The organism is Methanolobus sp. (assembly GCF_030682845.1).
Taxonomy (GTDB): Archaea; Halobacteriota; Methanosarcinia; order Methanosarcinales; family Methanosarcinaceae; genus Methanolobus.
Window position 1 is genome coordinate 1 of the sequence record NZ_JAUXNK010000016.1, and the last position, 16,320, is coordinate 16,320.

Genomic DNA, 16,320 nt, shown 5'->3' on the forward strand with positions numbered 1-16,320 from the left:
TCTTTGTTCTCTGTTTGGATAGATTCGATATACATTACCCTTTTTCATTCAAACCACTTAATTGAGAATTAGCTAATTATGGACATGTTTGCATGGGATATATGCTTTTTTTGTTTGGGATGCAATTCATCCCCCGGTTAAAACCGGGGGTCTTCTTGCTTCACGCTGATAAAAATAACGTATTTAATTAATTTAAGAACAATACGGCCCCAGGATACACAAAAAAGGGAGCACCTACACAACATTTAACAACGAATGATACATAACAGTACTCAAACCCGAGATTAATCAAACTACTATAAGAGAGGAATACAACTGCAGAGAAAAAATGTCGCCGAAGAGAATTCTGATCCTAACGCAGTCACAAGGGTAAGAACTCCACGTAAAGAGAACAAAGAAGTACTGGCAATCGTCGAAAACATGCTCGGGGCAAACCATGTCAGGCTCAGATGCATGGACGGCGTGGTAAGAATGGGCAGGATACCCGGCTCCATGAAAAAGAAAACCTGGATCCGCGAAGGAGACATTGTTATAGCAGTACCATGGGCCTTCCAGGATGAGAAGGCAGATGTCATATGGAAATATACGCGTCCGCAGGTAAACTGGCTGGAACGTAAAGGCTACCTCAAAGGCTAAAACAATATGAAAAAAGAAGTCACCAAAAAAGTACAGCGTATCGACACTCAGGTCGATGAGATGCGCATCAGGCGCAAAGACAGCAACGCACTCAAAGTGATCGAGAATGTATTTGACGATGCTACCCTCAAGACCCTTTATACAATATCCAACAAAGGAATAATAAAAGCACTTGGCGGCTCCATCAGCACAGGAAAAGAGGCAAATGTATTCCTGGCAGAAGGAGAAGATAAAAACCTTGCAATCAAAATATATAGAATATCTTCAAGCACATTCAACTCGATGGAAGAGTACATACTGGGAGATCCGAGATTCCGTAATGTACGACACTCCAAGCGCGACATTATATTCGCATGGACAAAAAAAGAACATCGGAACCTGGAACGTGCAATAGAGGCAGGAGTGAGGGTGCCTGTACCTATAATCTCCGAGCGGAATGTGCTTGTTATGGAATTCATGGGAGAGGGCGACAGGCCTTATCCTCAATTAAAGGAAGCAGGCCTTGAGAAAGAAAATTCAAGGGCTGCTTTTGACACCATTGTTAAATATATCGAACTACTTTACACAAAAGCCAACCTCGTACATGGGGACCTGAGCGAATACAACATCCTTATTGACACCCGCACACAGGAACTCATATTCATAGACATGGGACAATCAGTCACTCTTGAGCATCCCAGGTCGCGGGAGTTCATGCAAAGGGATATCGAGAATATAGTACGCTATTTTAAAAAATACGGGATTGATGAAGATCCTGAAAAACTCTATTCGACCATTCGGGAAATAAAAGATAAGGCCCAATAGAATAATAGAGCATTATAACATACACGGTAGATTTATTATGACACATGTGAAAGTTCCAAAGGACAGAATTGGCGCCATTATCGGCCCAAAAGGCAGTGTAAAACAGCTCATTGAAAGCAAATCAGGTGCCGAACTGAATATTGACAGTGAGAATGGAGTAGTGGAGGTACTCCCCGGAGAGGAACCGGTAGGTGCAATGAGAGCTGTAGAAGTAGTCAACGCCATAGCAAGAGGCTTCAACCCTGAAAAGACAATAGCCATGCTTGATGATGACATGCTGATGCTTGAAGTGATGGACCTCTCTAAGATAACCGACAGTCAGAAAGACCTCCTTCGTTTGAAGGGGCGCATCATAGGTAAAGGTGGCAAAACCAGAGAGATTACAGAAAGGCTCATCGGAGTTAAGATATCTGTTTATGGGAAAACTATAAGCATTATAGGAGGACCTGAACAGAATCAGATAGCAAGGACATCCATCGAAATGCTGATCAATGGAGCATCTCACGGAAGTGTATATAGTTTCCTTGAGAAAAAGAGACAGGAACTCCTTCAGTCCAGGCTGGACTACTACGGCTGAAGTAATTACATCGAAAGAAAATTATTTAAATCAGTTCGGATGATATAATAACGGTGCTTATATGAGAGGTTATCTTACCAGGTCTGAAATAAAGATGTATGCCATTTTTGTATTGACATTGCTGCCCATAGCAGTCCTATGTTATAACAAAAGCCTCTACATCGGGACTATATCATCTTTCTGGCTGATGGCCATTCTCATCCTGATGCTTGCCGGGTCATTCATAGAGATACCAATTAAAACAATACGCACAATAAAGAATGAGCAACTTTCAAGGTTCGCACCCATAATGGAGGAAATATATGCAGTTCCCCTTACCAGTGAACTAAACAACGGCAAGGAAAGAGTGTTCGACACCACAATCACTCTGAACCTGGGAGGATTTGTGATCCCCGGGATATCCATACTCTACCTTCTGCTCACACAGCCAAACAATACTGCCCTTGAGATAATGCTGATAATCATAGTCGCTGTTACTCTTCTTTCAGACATTGTCAACGGCATCGGGATTGTTGTCCCTGAATACATAGGCATTCTGGCTATTCCTTTCGCACTGCTTATAACACCACAGGAAGCGGCGCCCATAACATTTATTGCAGGGATTGGAGGCATACTGCTTGGAACAATAGCCCTGACAGTCACATTCAATAAAGAAAAGTACGGCAGTGCCTACCTGAACATAGGCGGTGCCGGAAGTTTTAAAGCGATCTATGTGGCAGCGCTCATTGCAAGCCTGCTCTCATATTTCGCCTCATGAAGAAGAAGAACCGGTCTTCTCAGCCCGGCGCCTCTCTATCTTTGCTTGCAATACACTTGCAGGCAGATTCAATGCGCGATATTTAGCTATCCCTGAATTGGTGAACCTGAAAGGCTGTGGTGTATGGTCCACACGGGTAGCTCTCATTTTCTGTACAGCCATCACTGGCATAGGAGTGGTATCGATGTCATTTGTCTGTATGAAATCCAAAAATATGACGCCATCCCCGAGGAAGTCAAAATCGTCAAACTCCTTCTTTTCGATACCATGGGTCTTTTCAGTGATAAGCAAAGATGTGATCATACTCTTTTTCAGCAGCCTGTGAAGTCCGCGCCATGCAGTGGAAGTCCTGAAGTCTCCCGGAGCAGTGAAAACGTTTAGCGAGTCAAACACAACCCTGTCTGGTTTGTGAGAATCGATTATCTCCATCATTTCTTCAGATGTCAGCATGGAAACGCCGAATATCTCAAGATAGCCATCGTCAATATACTTCCCGACATCCCATCCGAACCTGGCAAAGTGTTGCACCAATTGCTGGGCTCGTTCCTCAAATGAGAAAAAGATGCACCTTTCCCCATTTTTCACACCTTCCATAAGATACTGCATCGAGAAGGTCGTTTTCCCTGTACCAGGCGGACCTGTAACAATAACAGCAAATCCTTTAGGAAAACCGCCTTCCAGGAAGTCATCAAGCCCCGGGATACCCGTGCTTACACGCTTAATGATCCGGTCAATGTTCTGGGTATCGAGTTTAGCCTTGAAACGAGTAGCATCAAGATTAAGGAGGGCCTTTTCAAGCACAACGTTTTTTGCGCCAAGTTCTTTTTCATACCTCTCAAGGACTTTGATAGCATCAGCACTTAATGTAGTATGAATGGGGAATTTTGTTTTCATCACACCACCATGTACATAATAACGCATTATATATTTAAAATGTTATGTATTACATGCATAAGTTAGTTCTTATGTTCAGACATCATCGTCAATATCATCATTAATATCATCTTCATGGACAATCAGACCTCTACCAGGGAGAAATTTGCCACGTCCCCTGGACGCAACAATTTCGCCCTCCCATACTATTTCGCCTCTGGCTATCGTATATTCAGGGAAGATGCCTTCCATACCCTCATAGGGCGTCCAGCCAGCCTTGCTATGCAGGCGGTCCCCTTTTATCTCAGTGGACTGATGTGTGTCCACAATTATCAGGTCCGCATCATACCCTTCAGCAAACAAACCCTTAGAAGAGCGGTCAAGACCAAATATCCGGGCAGGATTCCTGCTTGTAACATCGATCATCCTGCCCAGAGGCAGCAGGTTCCTTTTCACAGCAGTGAGCATCAGAGGTAGTAAAGTCTCCACACCCGGTACGCCGGATGGTGCTTTCTTGATATCGGCTTCCTTCTCGGCTTCCGTATGAGGAGCATGGTCAGATGCCACCATGTCTATTGTACCATCATTGAGAGCATTCATCAGAGCCTTGACATCATGATGACCCCTGAGGGGAGGATTCATTTTCCCGAATGACCCAAGACGGTCCCAGTCCTTTGTTGAGAGGAAGAGATGATGCGGAGTGACCTCACATGTCATCCTTGAGGAAGAAGAGGAATTCTGCGCAACATACTTCTCCTTGCGCAACAGACCAACCGTTTCCAGGGCGCTTATATGGCAGAAATGTGCCTGAGATCTGTTCTTCTTCACCAGCGCAATGGCCTTTTCAACAGCAAGTGCTTCACACATATTGGGTCTTGCTCTTGAATGGGACCGCGGTGAAAAATCACTCTTCAGATGAGCTTCACATTCCAGCCTTATAGCCTCGTCCTCTGCATGGATGCATGCCATTGCACCAAGGCCTGTAATGAAAGACAATGCCTCATCAAGAGTTTGCTCGCTGATATTGAGCTCTCCCGTAGATTGGGCCATGAATATCTCACCAAAGGCAAATACTCCAAGCCCCCACAGTTCAGCAAGTTTCTCAATATTTCCAGTCACACCCCCGTAAATACCAAAATCAATGACAGATTTGCGGTTTGCGAGTTTGAGCTTTTCCCTGAATGACCTCCTTCCAATGGTTGGAGGAATCGTGTTTGGATGCTCGAGGACTGTGGTAATGCCCCCGGCTGCCGCAGAGCAGGAACCTGTATACCAGTCTTCTTTTACTGTCAGACCCGGCTCCCGGAAATGTACATGTACATCGATGCCTGCAGGTAAAGTGAGGGCACCTGCTGCGTCTATAACCTGATCCAACCGCTGAACATCTATCTGTTTTCCAATCTTAGATATCTTTCCGTTCTGGACCAATACCTCAGCAGGCTGGAGATAATTGTTGAAGAATACTCTTGTGTTCTTTATCAGAATATCGGGCATAACACCATTTATATTATTCAGTGTATATGCATGTTATGATAGTGACAGGTTCCGATGATTGAAAAGCAAGTTTCTGCACACATAATTGCTCCTACATATATAGAGAACTATACCCTCAATAGATACTATATATAAGATCTATCACTCTTGAGTATTCTGTAGCAATATATATAGTAAATACATAAGGGTTATGTATCGTATCCGTGTAGGTTTACTGACAAAAAACAAAATATAGGGAAAGTAAACTGAAAGGTGAAGTATTAAATGTCTAAAGAAATGTTAAAGAGATTTTCGATTGGTTCTATGGTATTACTGCTCCTTGCAGCAGTGTTCACAGGCATAGGTTGTGTAGGCAATGACCAGAATGAAACGGGAGATGCTCCGACCACCGGCTCTTCAAGCATAACTGTGAAAGGTTCTGATACAGTATTGCCCCTTACTCAGGCAGAAGCTGAGGACTTCATGATAGAGAATCCAAACATGAGAGTGACAGTCATTGGAGGAGGTTCCGGTGTAGGATTTGCAGCTCTCATTGACGGCGAAGTTCCAATAGCAATGTCATCAAGAGAAATAAAGGAATCTGAGATTCAGAAAGCCCAGCAGAGAGGAATTAACCCGGTAGAGCATACCATTGGATGGGACGGCATTGCAGTTGTGGTCAACCCAGATAACCCGGTCTCACAGCTGACATATGAACAGCTCCAGGCGATATACGACGGTAACATCAGCAACTGGAAAGACGTTGGCGGAGAGGATCGTGCAATAGCAGTCATCACCCGTGACAGCAGTTCCGGTACTTACGAGTACTTCAAAGAGGAAATACTTGTGGACAGGGAATACCGCCCTGATGCACTCGCTCAGCCTGCTACCGGAGGAATAGTCCAGGAAGTATCCAGGAACAAAGGAGCTATCGGTTACATAGGATTCGCATACCTTGATGATAGCACACAGGCAGTTGCACTTGATGGAGGAGAAGGCTTCGTTGAAGCAACTGAAGAGAACATCCTCAGCGGAGAGTACCCACTGTCAAGACCCCTCTACTACTACACCAACGGTGAACCTCAGGGTGCAGTTAAGGAATTTATGGACTTTGTCATGAGCCCTACGGGTCAGGCAATAGTTTCCGAAGTCGGATACTTCCCTGCAGTACAGTAAAGAAAACTCAGATACTAAGGATAGCAGACAAGGATAGCAAATGTTAAAGAGAAATGGAATGGAAAAGGGGATTGAGTCCCTGCTCTTTATTTCCGCTTCAGCGGCAGTCCTGGCCCTTTTCCTTCTCTGTCTATTTCTATTCAGGGACGGAATCCTGCTTTTTAAGGATTATCCCCTCATCAGTTTCCTGACCGAGAAAAGCTGGTACCCCACATCCATAAATCCCCGCTTTGGGATTCAACCCCTGTTGCTGGGTTCAGTTATAGTGACCGCCGGAGCAATTATATTTGCAGTGCCTCTTGGCATAGCAGCAGCCATATACATATCCGAAATTGCAAATCCCAGGGTTGCAGGCATACTGAAACCTTTAACAGAGATACTTGCTGGCATCCCTTCCGTGGTGTTCGGATTCTTTGGCCTTGTAGTGCTCGTTCCCATAATACAGGATGCACTTGACCTGCGTACCGGACAAACTGCGCTGACAGGATCCATTATGCTGGGGATTATGGCACTACCCACGATCATCTCCCTATCTGAGGATGCCATCAGTTCTGTCCCAAGGGCCATAAAGGAAGGGTCTTTAGCCCTTGGGTCCACTAAATGGCAGACCATTCAGAAAGTTACGGTACCTGCGGCGCTTTCAGGGATATCGGCTGCAGTGATGCTTGGAATAGGACGAGCTATCGGCGAGACCATGACAGTGATGATGGTCACTGGAAACACTGCCATAATACCAGGGTTCCCATCAGGGCTTTTCGAACCTGTAAGGACAATGACTGCAACTATTGCAATGGAGATGGGAGAGGTTCCTCAGGGGAGCGAACATTTCCATGCACTTTTTGCAGTAGGATCAGTGTTGTTCATAACCACTTTCATCATCAACATCGTAGCTGGCCATATTAAGAACAAGTACAAGTTCAAATTGTGATTATCATGCTCCCAAATGCAAAAATAAATGAGAAAATTGCTTTTACCCTCTTGCGGATGGCCATGGGACTTGTAATACTCTTTGTCCTGATCATCCTGTCCTACATCATCTACAACGGCTACAGCGTGATAAGCATTGAGTTCCTGACAAGCATGCCAGCTAACCGGATGACTGCGGGTGGCATATACCCTGCCATAGTCGGAACCATCTACCTGATAATAGGCTCCATGGCAGTTGCCCTACCCCTTGGAATTCTGGCAGCCATCTATCTGAACGAATATGCAAAACCAGGAAAGATCACATGGACCATCGAGATGGCCATAAACAACCTTGCAGGAACACCATCTGTGGTATTTGGCCTGTTCGGGCTTGCGATGTTTGTAAAGTACATGGGATTTGGGGCATCAGTGCTTGCAGCCTCCCTTACGCTGGCACTGCTCATCCTGCCGGTAATAATAAGAGCAAGCCAGGAAGCCCTTATCACAGTCCCGAAAGAATACCGTGAGGCTTCACTTGCTCTGGGCGTGACGAAATGGCAGACCATCCGTAAGGTCGTGCTTCCCGCCGCTATCCCCGGCATGGTAACAGGTGCCATATTAAGTGTGGGAAGAGTTGCCGGTGAGACAGCACCAATCCTGCTGACAGGTGCAGCTTACTTCCTGCCAAGACTGCCGGACTCGGTATTCTCACAGTTCATGGCGCTGCCATATCATCTGTTCGTGCTTGCCACGGCAGGTACGAATATAGCGCAGACAAGACCCATTCAGTATGGTACGGCATTAGTACTCCTAATAATAGTTCTCGGTGTCAATGTTTTTGCTATCGCCATCCGCAACCATTACAGGAAGAAGATGCATATGTGAACATAATGATCTCTATGAGCTCATATTCAGATGATGATAAAAAAATAATCTAGAGGTAACATTTGTGACAGATGATTTTGCAAACGGTACAGAGATAGAGGTCAGAGGGCTCAACCTCTGGTACGGCACAAACCATGCCCTGCATGACATATCTATTGATATACCAAAGAACAGCGTGACAGCCTTTATCGGACCTTCGGGCTGCGGAAAGTCCACTTTCCTGAGATGTCTCAACCGGATGAACGACCTTATTCCAAGCTGCAGGATAGAAGGCAATGTGAATATCAACGGAGAGGACATCTACAGTAAGAATGTGGATGTGGTCGACCTGAGAAAAAAGGTAGGAATGGTATTCCAGAAACCCAATCCATTCCCAATGTCAATACATGACAATGTTGCATACGGTCCACGCATTCATGGTGCGCCCAAGAAAAATATCAATGGCATTGTTGAATATGCACTCAAATCCGGCGCCCTCTGGGGCGAGGTATCCGAAAGGCTGAACACTTCAGCACTTGACCTCAGTGGAGGACAGCAACAGAGACTGTGTATCGCAAGAACCCTTGCAGTGAAACCCGAGGTCATTCTCTTTGACGAGCCATGCAGTGCGCTTGACCCCATATCCACGAGCAAGATAGAAGACCTGATACTAGAACTTAAAAAGCAATACACCATAGTCATAGTTACCCATAACATGCAGCAGGCTGCAAGGATATCTGACTATACGGCTTTCTTCCTGCTGGGAGACATAATAGAGTTTGGGAGAACCGAGCAAATATTTGAGAGCCCTCATAAGAAGGAAACTGAGGACTACATTACAGGACGATTCGGGTGAACTATGACACGTACACAGTACCAGCACAATCTGGATGTTCTTAAAAGAAAGGTAATTGAGATGGGAGAGAGGTCACATGAGCTGATCGTAGATTCCATAAAAGCCATTGATCTAAGGGATATCGAACTTGCCGAACAGGTGATCCAGGGAGATAAGGAGATCGATGATTATGATCTGAAGATCGAAAGATGCGTTTCCCAGCTGATAGCGCGTGAAAGTCCAACAGCGGGCGATATGAGGTTTGTAACGTCATGTTTCAAGATATCGCTCGACCTTGAGAGAATGAGCGACAATGCAGTGGATATTGCCAAGGGGACCAGATGCCTTGAAGAAGGTCATACAAAACCACCTGTAAGTATTCTAAAGATGGCGGAGCTTGGACAAGAGATGCTCAGGCAGTCCATGAGAGCTTTTGACACACTGGACGAGGGCCTTGCGAGAGCAACAGCCAGTGAAGATGACAAGATAGACAGGCTTTTCTATCAGACCCAGAAGGAACTAATTGAAATGATGAGCGAGGACAGGTCCATGATCAACAACGCCTCTTACCTGCTATTCGTTATACGCTATCTTGAGCGCATCGGCGACCATGCCTGCAACATCTGCGAAAGTGTTGTCTACATGACCTCAGGTGAAAGGGTGGACCTGAATTAATATCATTGAGAAAATCAAAAGAAATGGAATAAAGAGGATTAGAAATCGAACAGGGAACTCTGGGACTTTGCCGAAGGGATGCTGCCTGAAGGTTTTTCCTCTCTTTTTTTCATGTTATTGACCGGGGATTCCTTTGGCTTGTCCGAGAAATCGAAGAGACCTTTTTGTTTAGAATCGTAGTCAAGGTTGCCAATATTCACACCAAATGCATCCAGTATCCTTTCGACAGGCGGAAGCACCTGTTTCTTTATATAATAATCTACATCGATAGGTATATTGTGCTCCCGGACGTATTCAGGGTCCTCCGCGCGGTTGACGAAAAGATCCTTACCTGCGATTATGACAAAGGGGATGCGCTCTCCGACAGCAGGGGGGGAGCCAGTCCTTTCCTCTATCTTTTCAACGACTGTGATATGGGGTTGTTTGTTCTTATAACGGGAAGCGTTCTTTGAGAACATGCGCGTCATGGTCAGATCATCGATTATGTCCTTGTCCTTGCGAACATCGATGTTCCTTACACGGTCCACCACTTCCCGGACATGGGCTACAGCTGCTTCCACCTTACCTTCTTTAAGAACAAGTTCAAGAACACGGTTAAGTGTCTTGGAAGTTAGCTCACACCAGTCCCTCCTGACAGTTTCCATGCCTTTGACCTTGATAGAATCTTTCCAGCCGTCGCCTGAACGTTCAAACACCCATATAGCATACCGCTTCTTTGCAAGGAGAAGACCCCTCTTTGCTATTGATTCGAATTCAAGCTCCATCGGATCCGGCAGAGAGGCTGACACTGTACCTGCTATCCTGTTGCCCACAAGCCCGGCATCATCGAGTGAGATATCGTTCTTGGAGGTGCACTGGACGAACACACTGTCCGTATCCCCGTAAACCACTGAGAGTGATATCACTCTGTCACCTGCTTTAGATGTATCGACCTCTTCAGTGAAAAGAACCTTGCTGTCCCTGAGTATGACCTTATTGATCGTGCCGTTGATGATGGAACGTGTGTTGAGGATGTTCTCCCTGCCAAAACTTGTAACTGCATTGGCAAGTGGGAGACTGTAAAGCCGTGCCCTTGTATAACCGGAATAACCATAGAAACTGTTAAGGAGAATCTTCAGTGCAAGCTGAGTGGCATCAAGTACACGGTGCTCTTCTTCAGTGGCCGCACTTCTCATGCGCTTTTTGGTTTCGATCCTCCTGTTGAGAAGATTCTCCAGGATGGCGGGCATCACACCCTTGAAAACCTCTGCAGGCACAAACTCTCCCCCTGATGGCGGCTTTATAGTCTCACCTTCCGGACGGTCTTTCTCAACTACAGTAGTATAGCAGAGGTTGTGTGCCATCATTATGGTCGGGTAGAGGGATTTGTAGTCCATTATTATGATATTCTCAAGAAGTCCCTTCTTTGGCTCAAGAACCTCACCACCTTTGAGGCCTTCACTGCTGAGGTTCCTGAAACTGACCTCATCATCAGAGGGCTTGGGAGGGATGACACGGTCCCGTTTACCATACTCCCTGAGCAGCAAATTATCCACCATGGAGGTCTGCCCGCCATCGACTACCTCCTGTAATAAGGAGCCACTCACCTGGGCCACCGCGATGTACTTGTCGAGCAACCTGAGCTTTATGAGGAGTTCCAGGGCGAGATCCGAATCACGCTGGGCATAATCAATAAAACGCAGTATCTTCTCCCCGGAATCATTCCAGTGATCTTCCATCTCGGAGGGAGCGATATCCAGCTTTTCCATTTCCAGGAGTTCTTTTGCCACGTTGCGCAACGTGTAGCGCTTCAGGCTATACTGGCTCCTGACCAGAGGCAGTGCATCGACAACGACCCTGCCGGGCATTGATACCATTGTACGGGTACCGATCTTCCGGTAACTGAGCAGCCTCCCATCCCTGCCAGTAACAGGTTTGACAATGCTTACCGGATCGTTCAGGATGCTTACCCTGTCTACGATGTACGGTATGTCAAAATCCAGGATGTTGTAACCGCCGACGATGTCAGGATCGTATTGCTGGAACATTTCAAAGAAACGGTTCAACATATCAGCTTCGTTATTGAATGTTTCGACATTCCCGCAAACGCCTTCTACAGTTTTTGAGACAAGGACAATGGCGTCGTGGCCTTCATAGGCAGGACTGAAGGAGACGCTGAGCATTATTATAGGAGATGTTTCGGGCATTGGCATAGAGCCGCCAATTGGCAGGCACTCAATATCAAATGTAAGATACTTCAGGGGAGCTATGAGAAGTTTTTCTGTTTCCTTTATCGAAGATGCAGTGATCACATAGTCGCAGGATATCTTCGGGTCCGGAGAATTATCGGGTGAGGGCTCCACTGACACCCAGTTCATCCCATGTAGTTCACGGTCTATGAGAAAACGGTTCCTGAAGAGGATATCAGTCTCATATATTTCTTTGACCGCAGGGATGCCTGCAATCTCATCGCGTATCTCAGGTACGTTGCCCGGATCGTATGTAGTCACCTTGAGCATGGGCTTTGGAGCTGCCTGATAGCCTACCGGCTCGAACTTCCTGACTACTTCCACTTTTTTTATCGCTGAAGAAAAGCGCTCTTTAAGCAGTTCTCCGGCAGATTCCGGGTCACTTTTTGTATTAACATAAAAATAAGGCTCAAAACCAGGCACAAAACAGCAGACGCTTCTGCCATCCTCTCCTCTGCCGAAAAGCCGGATGACGGGTCCTTTGTCCTCACGGACATAATCAGCGTCCAGTATCTGGAAATTCATGGTTTCCCTTATGGCTGTACTATTCATATATGTTTTGTTTTAACCCCCGTCCTCCGGACTAAAGGATAACGAAAATGAATTACATATATCTCTGAGGTACCCGATTAAAAACCAGAGAAAAATTATTTCTATCAGGCAGGAGAAAGGTTCTATCAATTACATTTGGGGATGTAAGCATTAAAGGGGAAGTAAGTGTGAACAAAGACTACATAGATTACTGGTGGGTATTCCCGGGATTCAAAATTGAACGTGTGCTCTCAGGACTGAAATTACCTGTAAACATTGCATTTGTACCAAATCCGGGAGGTAGGAAAGATGATCCATTGTTTTACTTCACAGAATTATACGGCCAGGTAAAAGCAGTAACTAAAGACTACACTGTGCATACTTATGCCGAAAACCTGCTGGATTATGAGCCTACCTGTGAGTTTCCTGGGAGTGGGGAATCCGGAGTTATAGGAATCTGCGTCGAACCTATTACAGGTGACCTTTTTATCTCGCTGGTGTACAAAGAGAATGATGATACCAAAGCCAAGGTAGTAAGAACGAACAGCAGGGATGGCCTGAAGATGGATTCATGGGAAAACATCATAGACAACATACCTTCTACACTCCGTTCCCATCAGATACAGGCTGTTACTATCGGACCAGACAGTAAGCTTTACATTAATAATGGAGATGGCGGTGCGGCCGGAAAAGCCCAGGATGTGAACGATCAGCGGGGTAAAATACTCAGGCTGAACCTGGACGGCTCCATACCCTGGGACAACCCATATCCTGAAAATCCCGTATTTGCCAGGGGCCTGAGAAATCCTTTTGGCGGAGTATGGAGAAAAAGCGATAATCATCTCTACGTTTCGGATAACGGGCCGCATAAGGATGACCGCCTTGCAAGGATAGAACCTTACGGTAATTACGGGTGGCCCGGAGATATGCGCAAAGGGTCCCTATTCTGGTGGCACCATACCCAGGCTCCGACAGCGCTTGACTTTATGCAGGGGGGACAGTTCCCGCCCCAGTTCAACGACCACCTGTTCGTGGCACTGTTCGGGAACACCTACAGCGAAGGAAGAGTAGACGGGAAGGGTAAGCGCATTGTTAAGATGGAGTTGAACCCGCAGGCAACTGCAGTCAAGTCCTATGACGATTTCGTGATATATACTGGAAAAGGGGCCGCAACTCCCTGCGGCCTGGCTTTCGGGCCGGACGGATTGTACTTTTCGGACCTTCATGGGGAAAAGGATAGCGGAGGAAATATATACAAAATAAGTCTCGACCCCGGGAAGTTAAAGGAGCTGATAGATTACGGAAATGAAGACCTGTATCCCGGATTCTGGGTCGAACTCCAAAACTGGGACAAAGCAAAAGGAATGACCGTCTGAAAATAAGAAAGCAAGTGTAAAATTGAGGAGGGGGGACTGTTTAATGGAAAATTTGAAAATTTCAGGAACTGACATGGAAGTATCCAGAATTGGACTGGGAACCCAGCCAATCGGTTATTTTGATAGGGAGCTTGGCATTCGCACCATCGAAAAGGCTATTGAACAGGGCATCAACCTGATGGATACAGCGCCGGTATACGGGGATGGAAGGGCAGAAGGGATCTTAGGAGAAGTAATAAAAGACTATGACCGCGAGGAAATGATCATCTCAAGCAAGACAGGAATGGAAAAGGTGAACGGAAAGCCGGTGAGAAATGCCAGTCCTGAACTAATGGAAAAGACACTTAAGCACTCGCTTCAAAGGCTTGGCACAGACTACATAGATATTTTTCACATACACTGGCCTGACCTGATTCATCCTGTAGAGGAAACTGCCAGGTTCATGGGCAAACTCAAGGAGGAAGGAACGATCAGGTGTATTGGAGTCAGCAATTTCAGTTCCGAGCAGATCTATGATTTTTGCAGGTATGCTCAGGTGAATGTCTGCCAGCCCCCCTACAATTTGTTCGAGAGAGATATTGAGGTTGGAGTATTACCCTTCTGCCAGAAGAACAACATAACCCTGATGGCCTACAGATCCCTCTGCCAGGGCCTGCTGACAGGGAAAATGAGCAGGGGTGCGGATTTCAGGGAGCACCCTGTCAAGAAGGCCGACCCCAAGTTCCAGCCCCCCAGATACCGGCAGTATCTGGAAGCCGTGGACAGGATAGACGGTTTCATAAGAGAGAAGCATGGCAGGACAGTGCTGGACCTGGCCATCCAGTGGATACTGGGCTACGATAACACCATAGCCCTCTGGGGCGGATGGAAGCCTGAGCACATGGAGCCGGTCAACGATGTATTTGGCTGGCAGCCTGATCAGGAAACAAGAGACAAGGTGCGAGAGATAGTCAAAAGAACAGTGAAAGATCAGGTTGGACCGGGATTCCTGGCTCCACCAACAAGATAGATGCTACTGCAAATAAAGACGTGATAGAAATCTAACCACTCATAAAGCGTTGCTTGATCTTCGAAATACTGCATTGCAAAAATTGTTACATGCCCGGAGCGTGACTCGAACACGCGACCTCCAGATGTCTCAGGAGATTTGGACGCACGGTTAATATTCCCTATGAGTCTGGCGCCCCAACCGACTAGGCTATCCGGGCAGTGCAGCATGTAAAAGGGTAAGGTTATATTAAAGCGTATCGATTGGATATAGAATAGAGGCTGTCAAAATTGATTTCTGGTTAAAGGCCAGTTTTCGTTTCATATAATGGCTGCTTTTTCAAGTTATTGTTCAAGACACAGATTTACGCGGATGAACACGGATTCTGGAAATAGGGAGTTTAGAAACTCCTTAAATGTGGAATCCGTGTCAATCGGTGTTAATCCGTGTCTGAAAAATAAATCAGGAAATACAATCAATCCTATCCAAAGACACAGATTTACGCGGATGAACACGGATTGTGGAAATATGGGGGTTTAGAAACCCCTTAAATGCGGAATCCGTGTAAACCAGTGTTAATCCGTGTCCAGGATACAATCACAAAACAATCTATCGAATTATTGTATGGCTCTGCCAAAAAATAGTAAGGAGGAAACGGATCAGTACCCGGTTGCCTCTGCAAGGTTACGTATGTCTGCCGAATCTGCGGAGTTTCCACCGACAACGATGACAAAGTTCTCGTTGCTCCAGATATACCTGTACCTGGCAACCTGAGTTCCGTCTTCTGTTGTGTAAGTTGTGATCCTGGTTGCTCCATGATCGTTAAAGGTTTCTTCGGCAAAGCGCTCCCCCGAGGAAAGCGGCCTGAAAGTAGCCCTGTACTGTTCCACGAAACTCTCTGCCGCAGAACTGCTCTCCAGTTCGATGGCATGAATATAGTAATCCACCGCATTTGCATCCTGGTAAAGTCCTTCAGCTGCGCCTGCAACATCAGATACTTCCACGTACTGCCTGCTAACATCGCTTACTGTCATGGCTCTTGAACCCAGGTATTCAAAACCGGATGCATCTTCAACGATCACAATATCAGCAGCTTCCACTCCGGACATATCCCCGCCATTACTGCCTATACAGCCGGATAGTGACAAGGTGAGAATCATGATAGCAAGTGTGCTGTACACTAAAAGATTTCTGTTTAGTTTCATCTGTAAACCTCAAACTGCGAAATAATGTGTTCGCCGTTATCAAATCAAAGTGCATTAAAAAAAGAATTGTAGAAGGGAAAATCCCTTCTAGCTTTTATTTATTGTTGTTTAGTTCCTTCTGACAAGGTATGCGACTGCAAGGAGACCTGCAATTGCAAAGATTGCCTCAAATCCAGGGGATTCCTCTTCAGGAGTCTCTACTGGAGTCTCAGGAGTCTCATCGACTGGAGTCTCATCGACTGGAGTCTCATCGACTGGAGTCTCGTTTCCTGGAGTCTCATCGACTGGAGTCTCATCGACTGGAGTCTCTGGCTGGGTTACGCCGTCGCCCTCAATAGTCAGTGTGGCGAATGGGTAGTACCTGAGTGTGCTGTCGTCAGCTACCTTGAAGCTCATTCCCTGTGCAATTGAGATTA

Annotated in this window: 16 protein-coding genes and 1 tRNA gene; 11 read left to right on the forward strand and 6 right to left on the reverse strand. The window is 46.2% G+C overall.

Annotation, left to right across the window (positions count from 1 at the left end; genetic code table 11):
- Positions 1-309 precede the first annotated feature (309 nt).
- From eif1A to Q8J68_RS01695, 4 genes are all read left to right on the forward strand, one after another.
- The gene (gene eif1A / locus Q8J68_RS01680) at positions 310-636 is read left to right on the forward strand and encodes a translation initiation factor eIF-1A (RefSeq protein WP_370867582.1); all 327 of its coding nucleotides are present in this window, start codon (positions 310-312) and stop codon (positions 634-636) included.
- Between the two features lie 6 nt (positions 637-642).
- Positions 643-1,440 carry a serine protein kinase RIO gene (locus tag Q8J68_RS01685; RefSeq protein ID WP_305309830.1) on the forward strand — a complete coding sequence of 266 codons (798 nt, stop codon included), beginning with the start codon at positions 643-645 and terminating at the stop codon, positions 1,438-1,440.
- Between the two features lie 37 nt (positions 1,441-1,477).
- Positions 1,478-2,017: a pre-rRNA-processing protein PNO1 gene (locus Q8J68_RS01690; protein ID WP_015053398.1), complete on the forward strand. Its 540-nt coding sequence runs from the start codon at positions 1,478-1,480 to the stop codon at positions 2,015-2,017.
- 61 nt (positions 2,018-2,078) lie between these two features.
- Positions 2,079-2,774 (forward strand): DUF1614 domain-containing protein, encoded by a 696-nt coding sequence (locus tag Q8J68_RS01695; protein WP_305309831.1) that lies wholly within the window; start codon positions 2,079-2,081, stop codon positions 2,772-2,774.
- On the opposite strand, the gene Q8J68_RS01700 is transcribed toward Q8J68_RS01695, so the two are convergent.
- Positions 2,769-3,668 (reverse strand): ATPase domain-containing protein, encoded by a 900-nt coding sequence (locus tag Q8J68_RS01700; protein ID WP_305309832.1) that lies wholly within the window; start codon positions 3,666-3,668, stop codon positions 2,769-2,771. The genes Q8J68_RS01695 and Q8J68_RS01700 overlap by 6 nt on opposite strands.
- 75 nt (positions 3,669-3,743) lie before the next feature.
- Positions 3,744-5,141, reverse strand: a complete 1,398-nt coding sequence (locus tag Q8J68_RS01705) for a dihydroorotase (RefSeq protein WP_305309833.1) — start codon at positions 5,139-5,141, stop codon at positions 3,744-3,746.
- Between the two features lie 264 nt (positions 5,142-5,405).
- Here Q8J68_RS01705 and Q8J68_RS01710 point away from each other — a divergent pair, with 264 nt between their 5' ends.
- The 5 genes from Q8J68_RS01710 to phoU all read left to right on the forward strand — a co-directional run bounded on the left by Q8J68_RS01710 (position 5,406) and on the right by phoU (position 9,576).
- The gene (locus Q8J68_RS01710) at positions 5,406-6,296 is read left to right on the forward strand and encodes a PstS family phosphate ABC transporter substrate-binding protein (RefSeq protein ID WP_305309834.1); all 891 of its coding nucleotides are present in this window, start codon (positions 5,406-5,408) and stop codon (positions 6,294-6,296) included.
- Between the two features lie 40 nt (positions 6,297-6,336).
- Complete coding sequence (pstC, locus tag Q8J68_RS01715) at positions 6,337-7,224, forward strand: phosphate ABC transporter permease subunit PstC (RefSeq protein WP_305309835.1); 888 nt, start codon at positions 6,337-6,339, stop codon at positions 7,222-7,224.
- Between the two features lie 5 nt (positions 7,225-7,229).
- Positions 7,230-8,087, forward strand: coding sequence for a phosphate ABC transporter permease PstA (gene pstA, locus Q8J68_RS01720; RefSeq protein WP_305309836.1), 858 nt, complete (start codon positions 7,230-7,232; stop codon positions 8,085-8,087).
- A gap of 64 nt (positions 8,088-8,151) precedes the next feature.
- Positions 8,152-8,922, forward strand: coding sequence for a phosphate ABC transporter ATP-binding protein PstB (gene pstB, locus Q8J68_RS01725; RefSeq protein WP_305309837.1), 771 nt, complete (start codon positions 8,152-8,154; stop codon positions 8,920-8,922).
- 3 nt (positions 8,923-8,925) lie between these two features.
- A complete protein-coding gene (gene phoU / locus Q8J68_RS01730) occupies positions 8,926-9,576 on the forward strand; it encodes a phosphate signaling complex protein PhoU (RefSeq protein ID WP_305309838.1) in 651 nt (216 codons plus the stop codon).
- Positions 9,577-9,614: 38 nt separating this feature from the next.
- Here phoU and Q8J68_RS01735 read toward each other — a convergent pair whose 3' ends face one another.
- Complete coding sequence (locus tag Q8J68_RS01735; protein ID WP_305309839.1) at positions 9,615-12,329, reverse strand: DNA-directed DNA polymerase; 2,715 nt, start codon at positions 12,327-12,329, stop codon at positions 9,615-9,617.
- A 194-nt stretch (positions 12,330-12,523) separates the two neighbouring features.
- On the opposite strand from Q8J68_RS01735, the gene Q8J68_RS01740 reads away from it, so the two are divergent.
- Positions 12,524-13,711, forward strand: coding sequence for a sorbosone dehydrogenase family protein (locus Q8J68_RS01740; RefSeq protein ID WP_305309840.1), 1,188 nt, complete (start codon positions 12,524-12,526; stop codon positions 13,709-13,711).
- A gap of 43 nt (positions 13,712-13,754) precedes the next feature.
- Entirely contained in the window at positions 13,755-14,720 is a 966-nt protein-coding gene (locus Q8J68_RS01745; RefSeq protein WP_305309841.1) for an aldo/keto reductase, read from the forward strand.
- A 90-nt stretch (positions 14,721-14,810) separates the two neighbouring features.
- On the opposite strand, the gene Q8J68_RS01750 is transcribed toward Q8J68_RS01745, so the two are convergent.
- The 3 genes from Q8J68_RS01750 to Q8J68_RS01760 all read right to left on the reverse strand — a co-directional run.
- A tRNA-Met gene (locus Q8J68_RS01750) sits at positions 14,811-14,919 on the reverse strand.
- Between the two features lie 439 nt (positions 14,920-15,358).
- Positions 15,359-15,904 carry a hypothetical protein gene (locus Q8J68_RS01755; protein ID WP_305309842.1) on the reverse strand — a complete coding sequence of 182 codons (546 nt, stop codon included), beginning with the start codon at positions 15,902-15,904 and terminating at the stop codon, positions 15,359-15,361.
- 108 nt (positions 15,905-16,012) lie between these two features.
- A partial coding sequence (locus tag Q8J68_RS01760; protein ID WP_305309843.1) for a PGF-CTERM sorting domain-containing protein occupies positions 16,013-16,320 on the reverse strand: 308 nt, incomplete at its 5' end.

Excerpts from the sequence above, each read along its gene's own strand:
- Q8J68_RS01710 (WP_305309834.1), top strand. The coding sequence starts at position 5,406 with ATGTCTAAAGAAATGTTAAAGAGATTTTCGATTGGTTCTATGGTATTA.
- Q8J68_RS01735 (WP_305309839.1), bottom strand. The coding sequence starts at position 12,329 with ATGAATTTCCAGATACTGGACGCTGATTATGTCCGTGAGGACAAAGGA.
- Q8J68_RS01690 (WP_015053398.1), top strand. The coding sequence starts at position 1,478 with ATGACACATGTGAAAGTTCCAAAGGACAGAATTGGCGCCATTATCGGC.
- Q8J68_RS01745 (WP_305309841.1), top strand. The coding sequence starts at position 13,755 with ATGGAAAATTTGAAAATTTCAGGAACTGACATGGAAGTATCCAGAATT.
- Q8J68_RS01755 (WP_305309842.1), bottom strand. The coding sequence starts at position 15,904 with ATGAAACTAAACAGAAATCTTTTAGTGTACAGCACACTTGCTATCATG.
- pstA (WP_305309836.1), top strand. The coding sequence starts at position 7,230 with ATGCTCCCAAATGCAAAAATAAATGAGAAAATTGCTTTTACCCTCTTG.
- phoU (WP_305309838.1), top strand. The coding sequence starts at position 8,926 with ATGACACGTACACAGTACCAGCACAATCTGGATGTTCTTAAAAGAAAG.
- Q8J68_RS01700 (WP_305309832.1), bottom strand. The coding sequence starts at position 3,668 with ATGAAAACAAAATTCCCCATTCATACTACATTAAGTGCTGATGCTATC.
- Q8J68_RS01705 (WP_305309833.1), bottom strand. The coding sequence starts at position 5,141 with ATGCCCGATATTCTGATAAAGAACACAAGAGTATTCTTCAACAATTAT.
- Q8J68_RS01695 (WP_305309831.1), top strand. The coding sequence starts at position 2,079 with ATGAGAGGTTATCTTACCAGGTCTGAAATAAAGATGTATGCCATTTTT.
- Q8J68_RS01685 (WP_305309830.1), top strand. The coding sequence starts at position 643 with ATGAAAAAAGAAGTCACCAAAAAAGTACAGCGTATCGACACTCAGGTC.
- pstC (WP_305309835.1), top strand. The coding sequence starts at position 6,337 with ATGTTAAAGAGAAATGGAATGGAAAAGGGGATTGAGTCCCTGCTCTTT.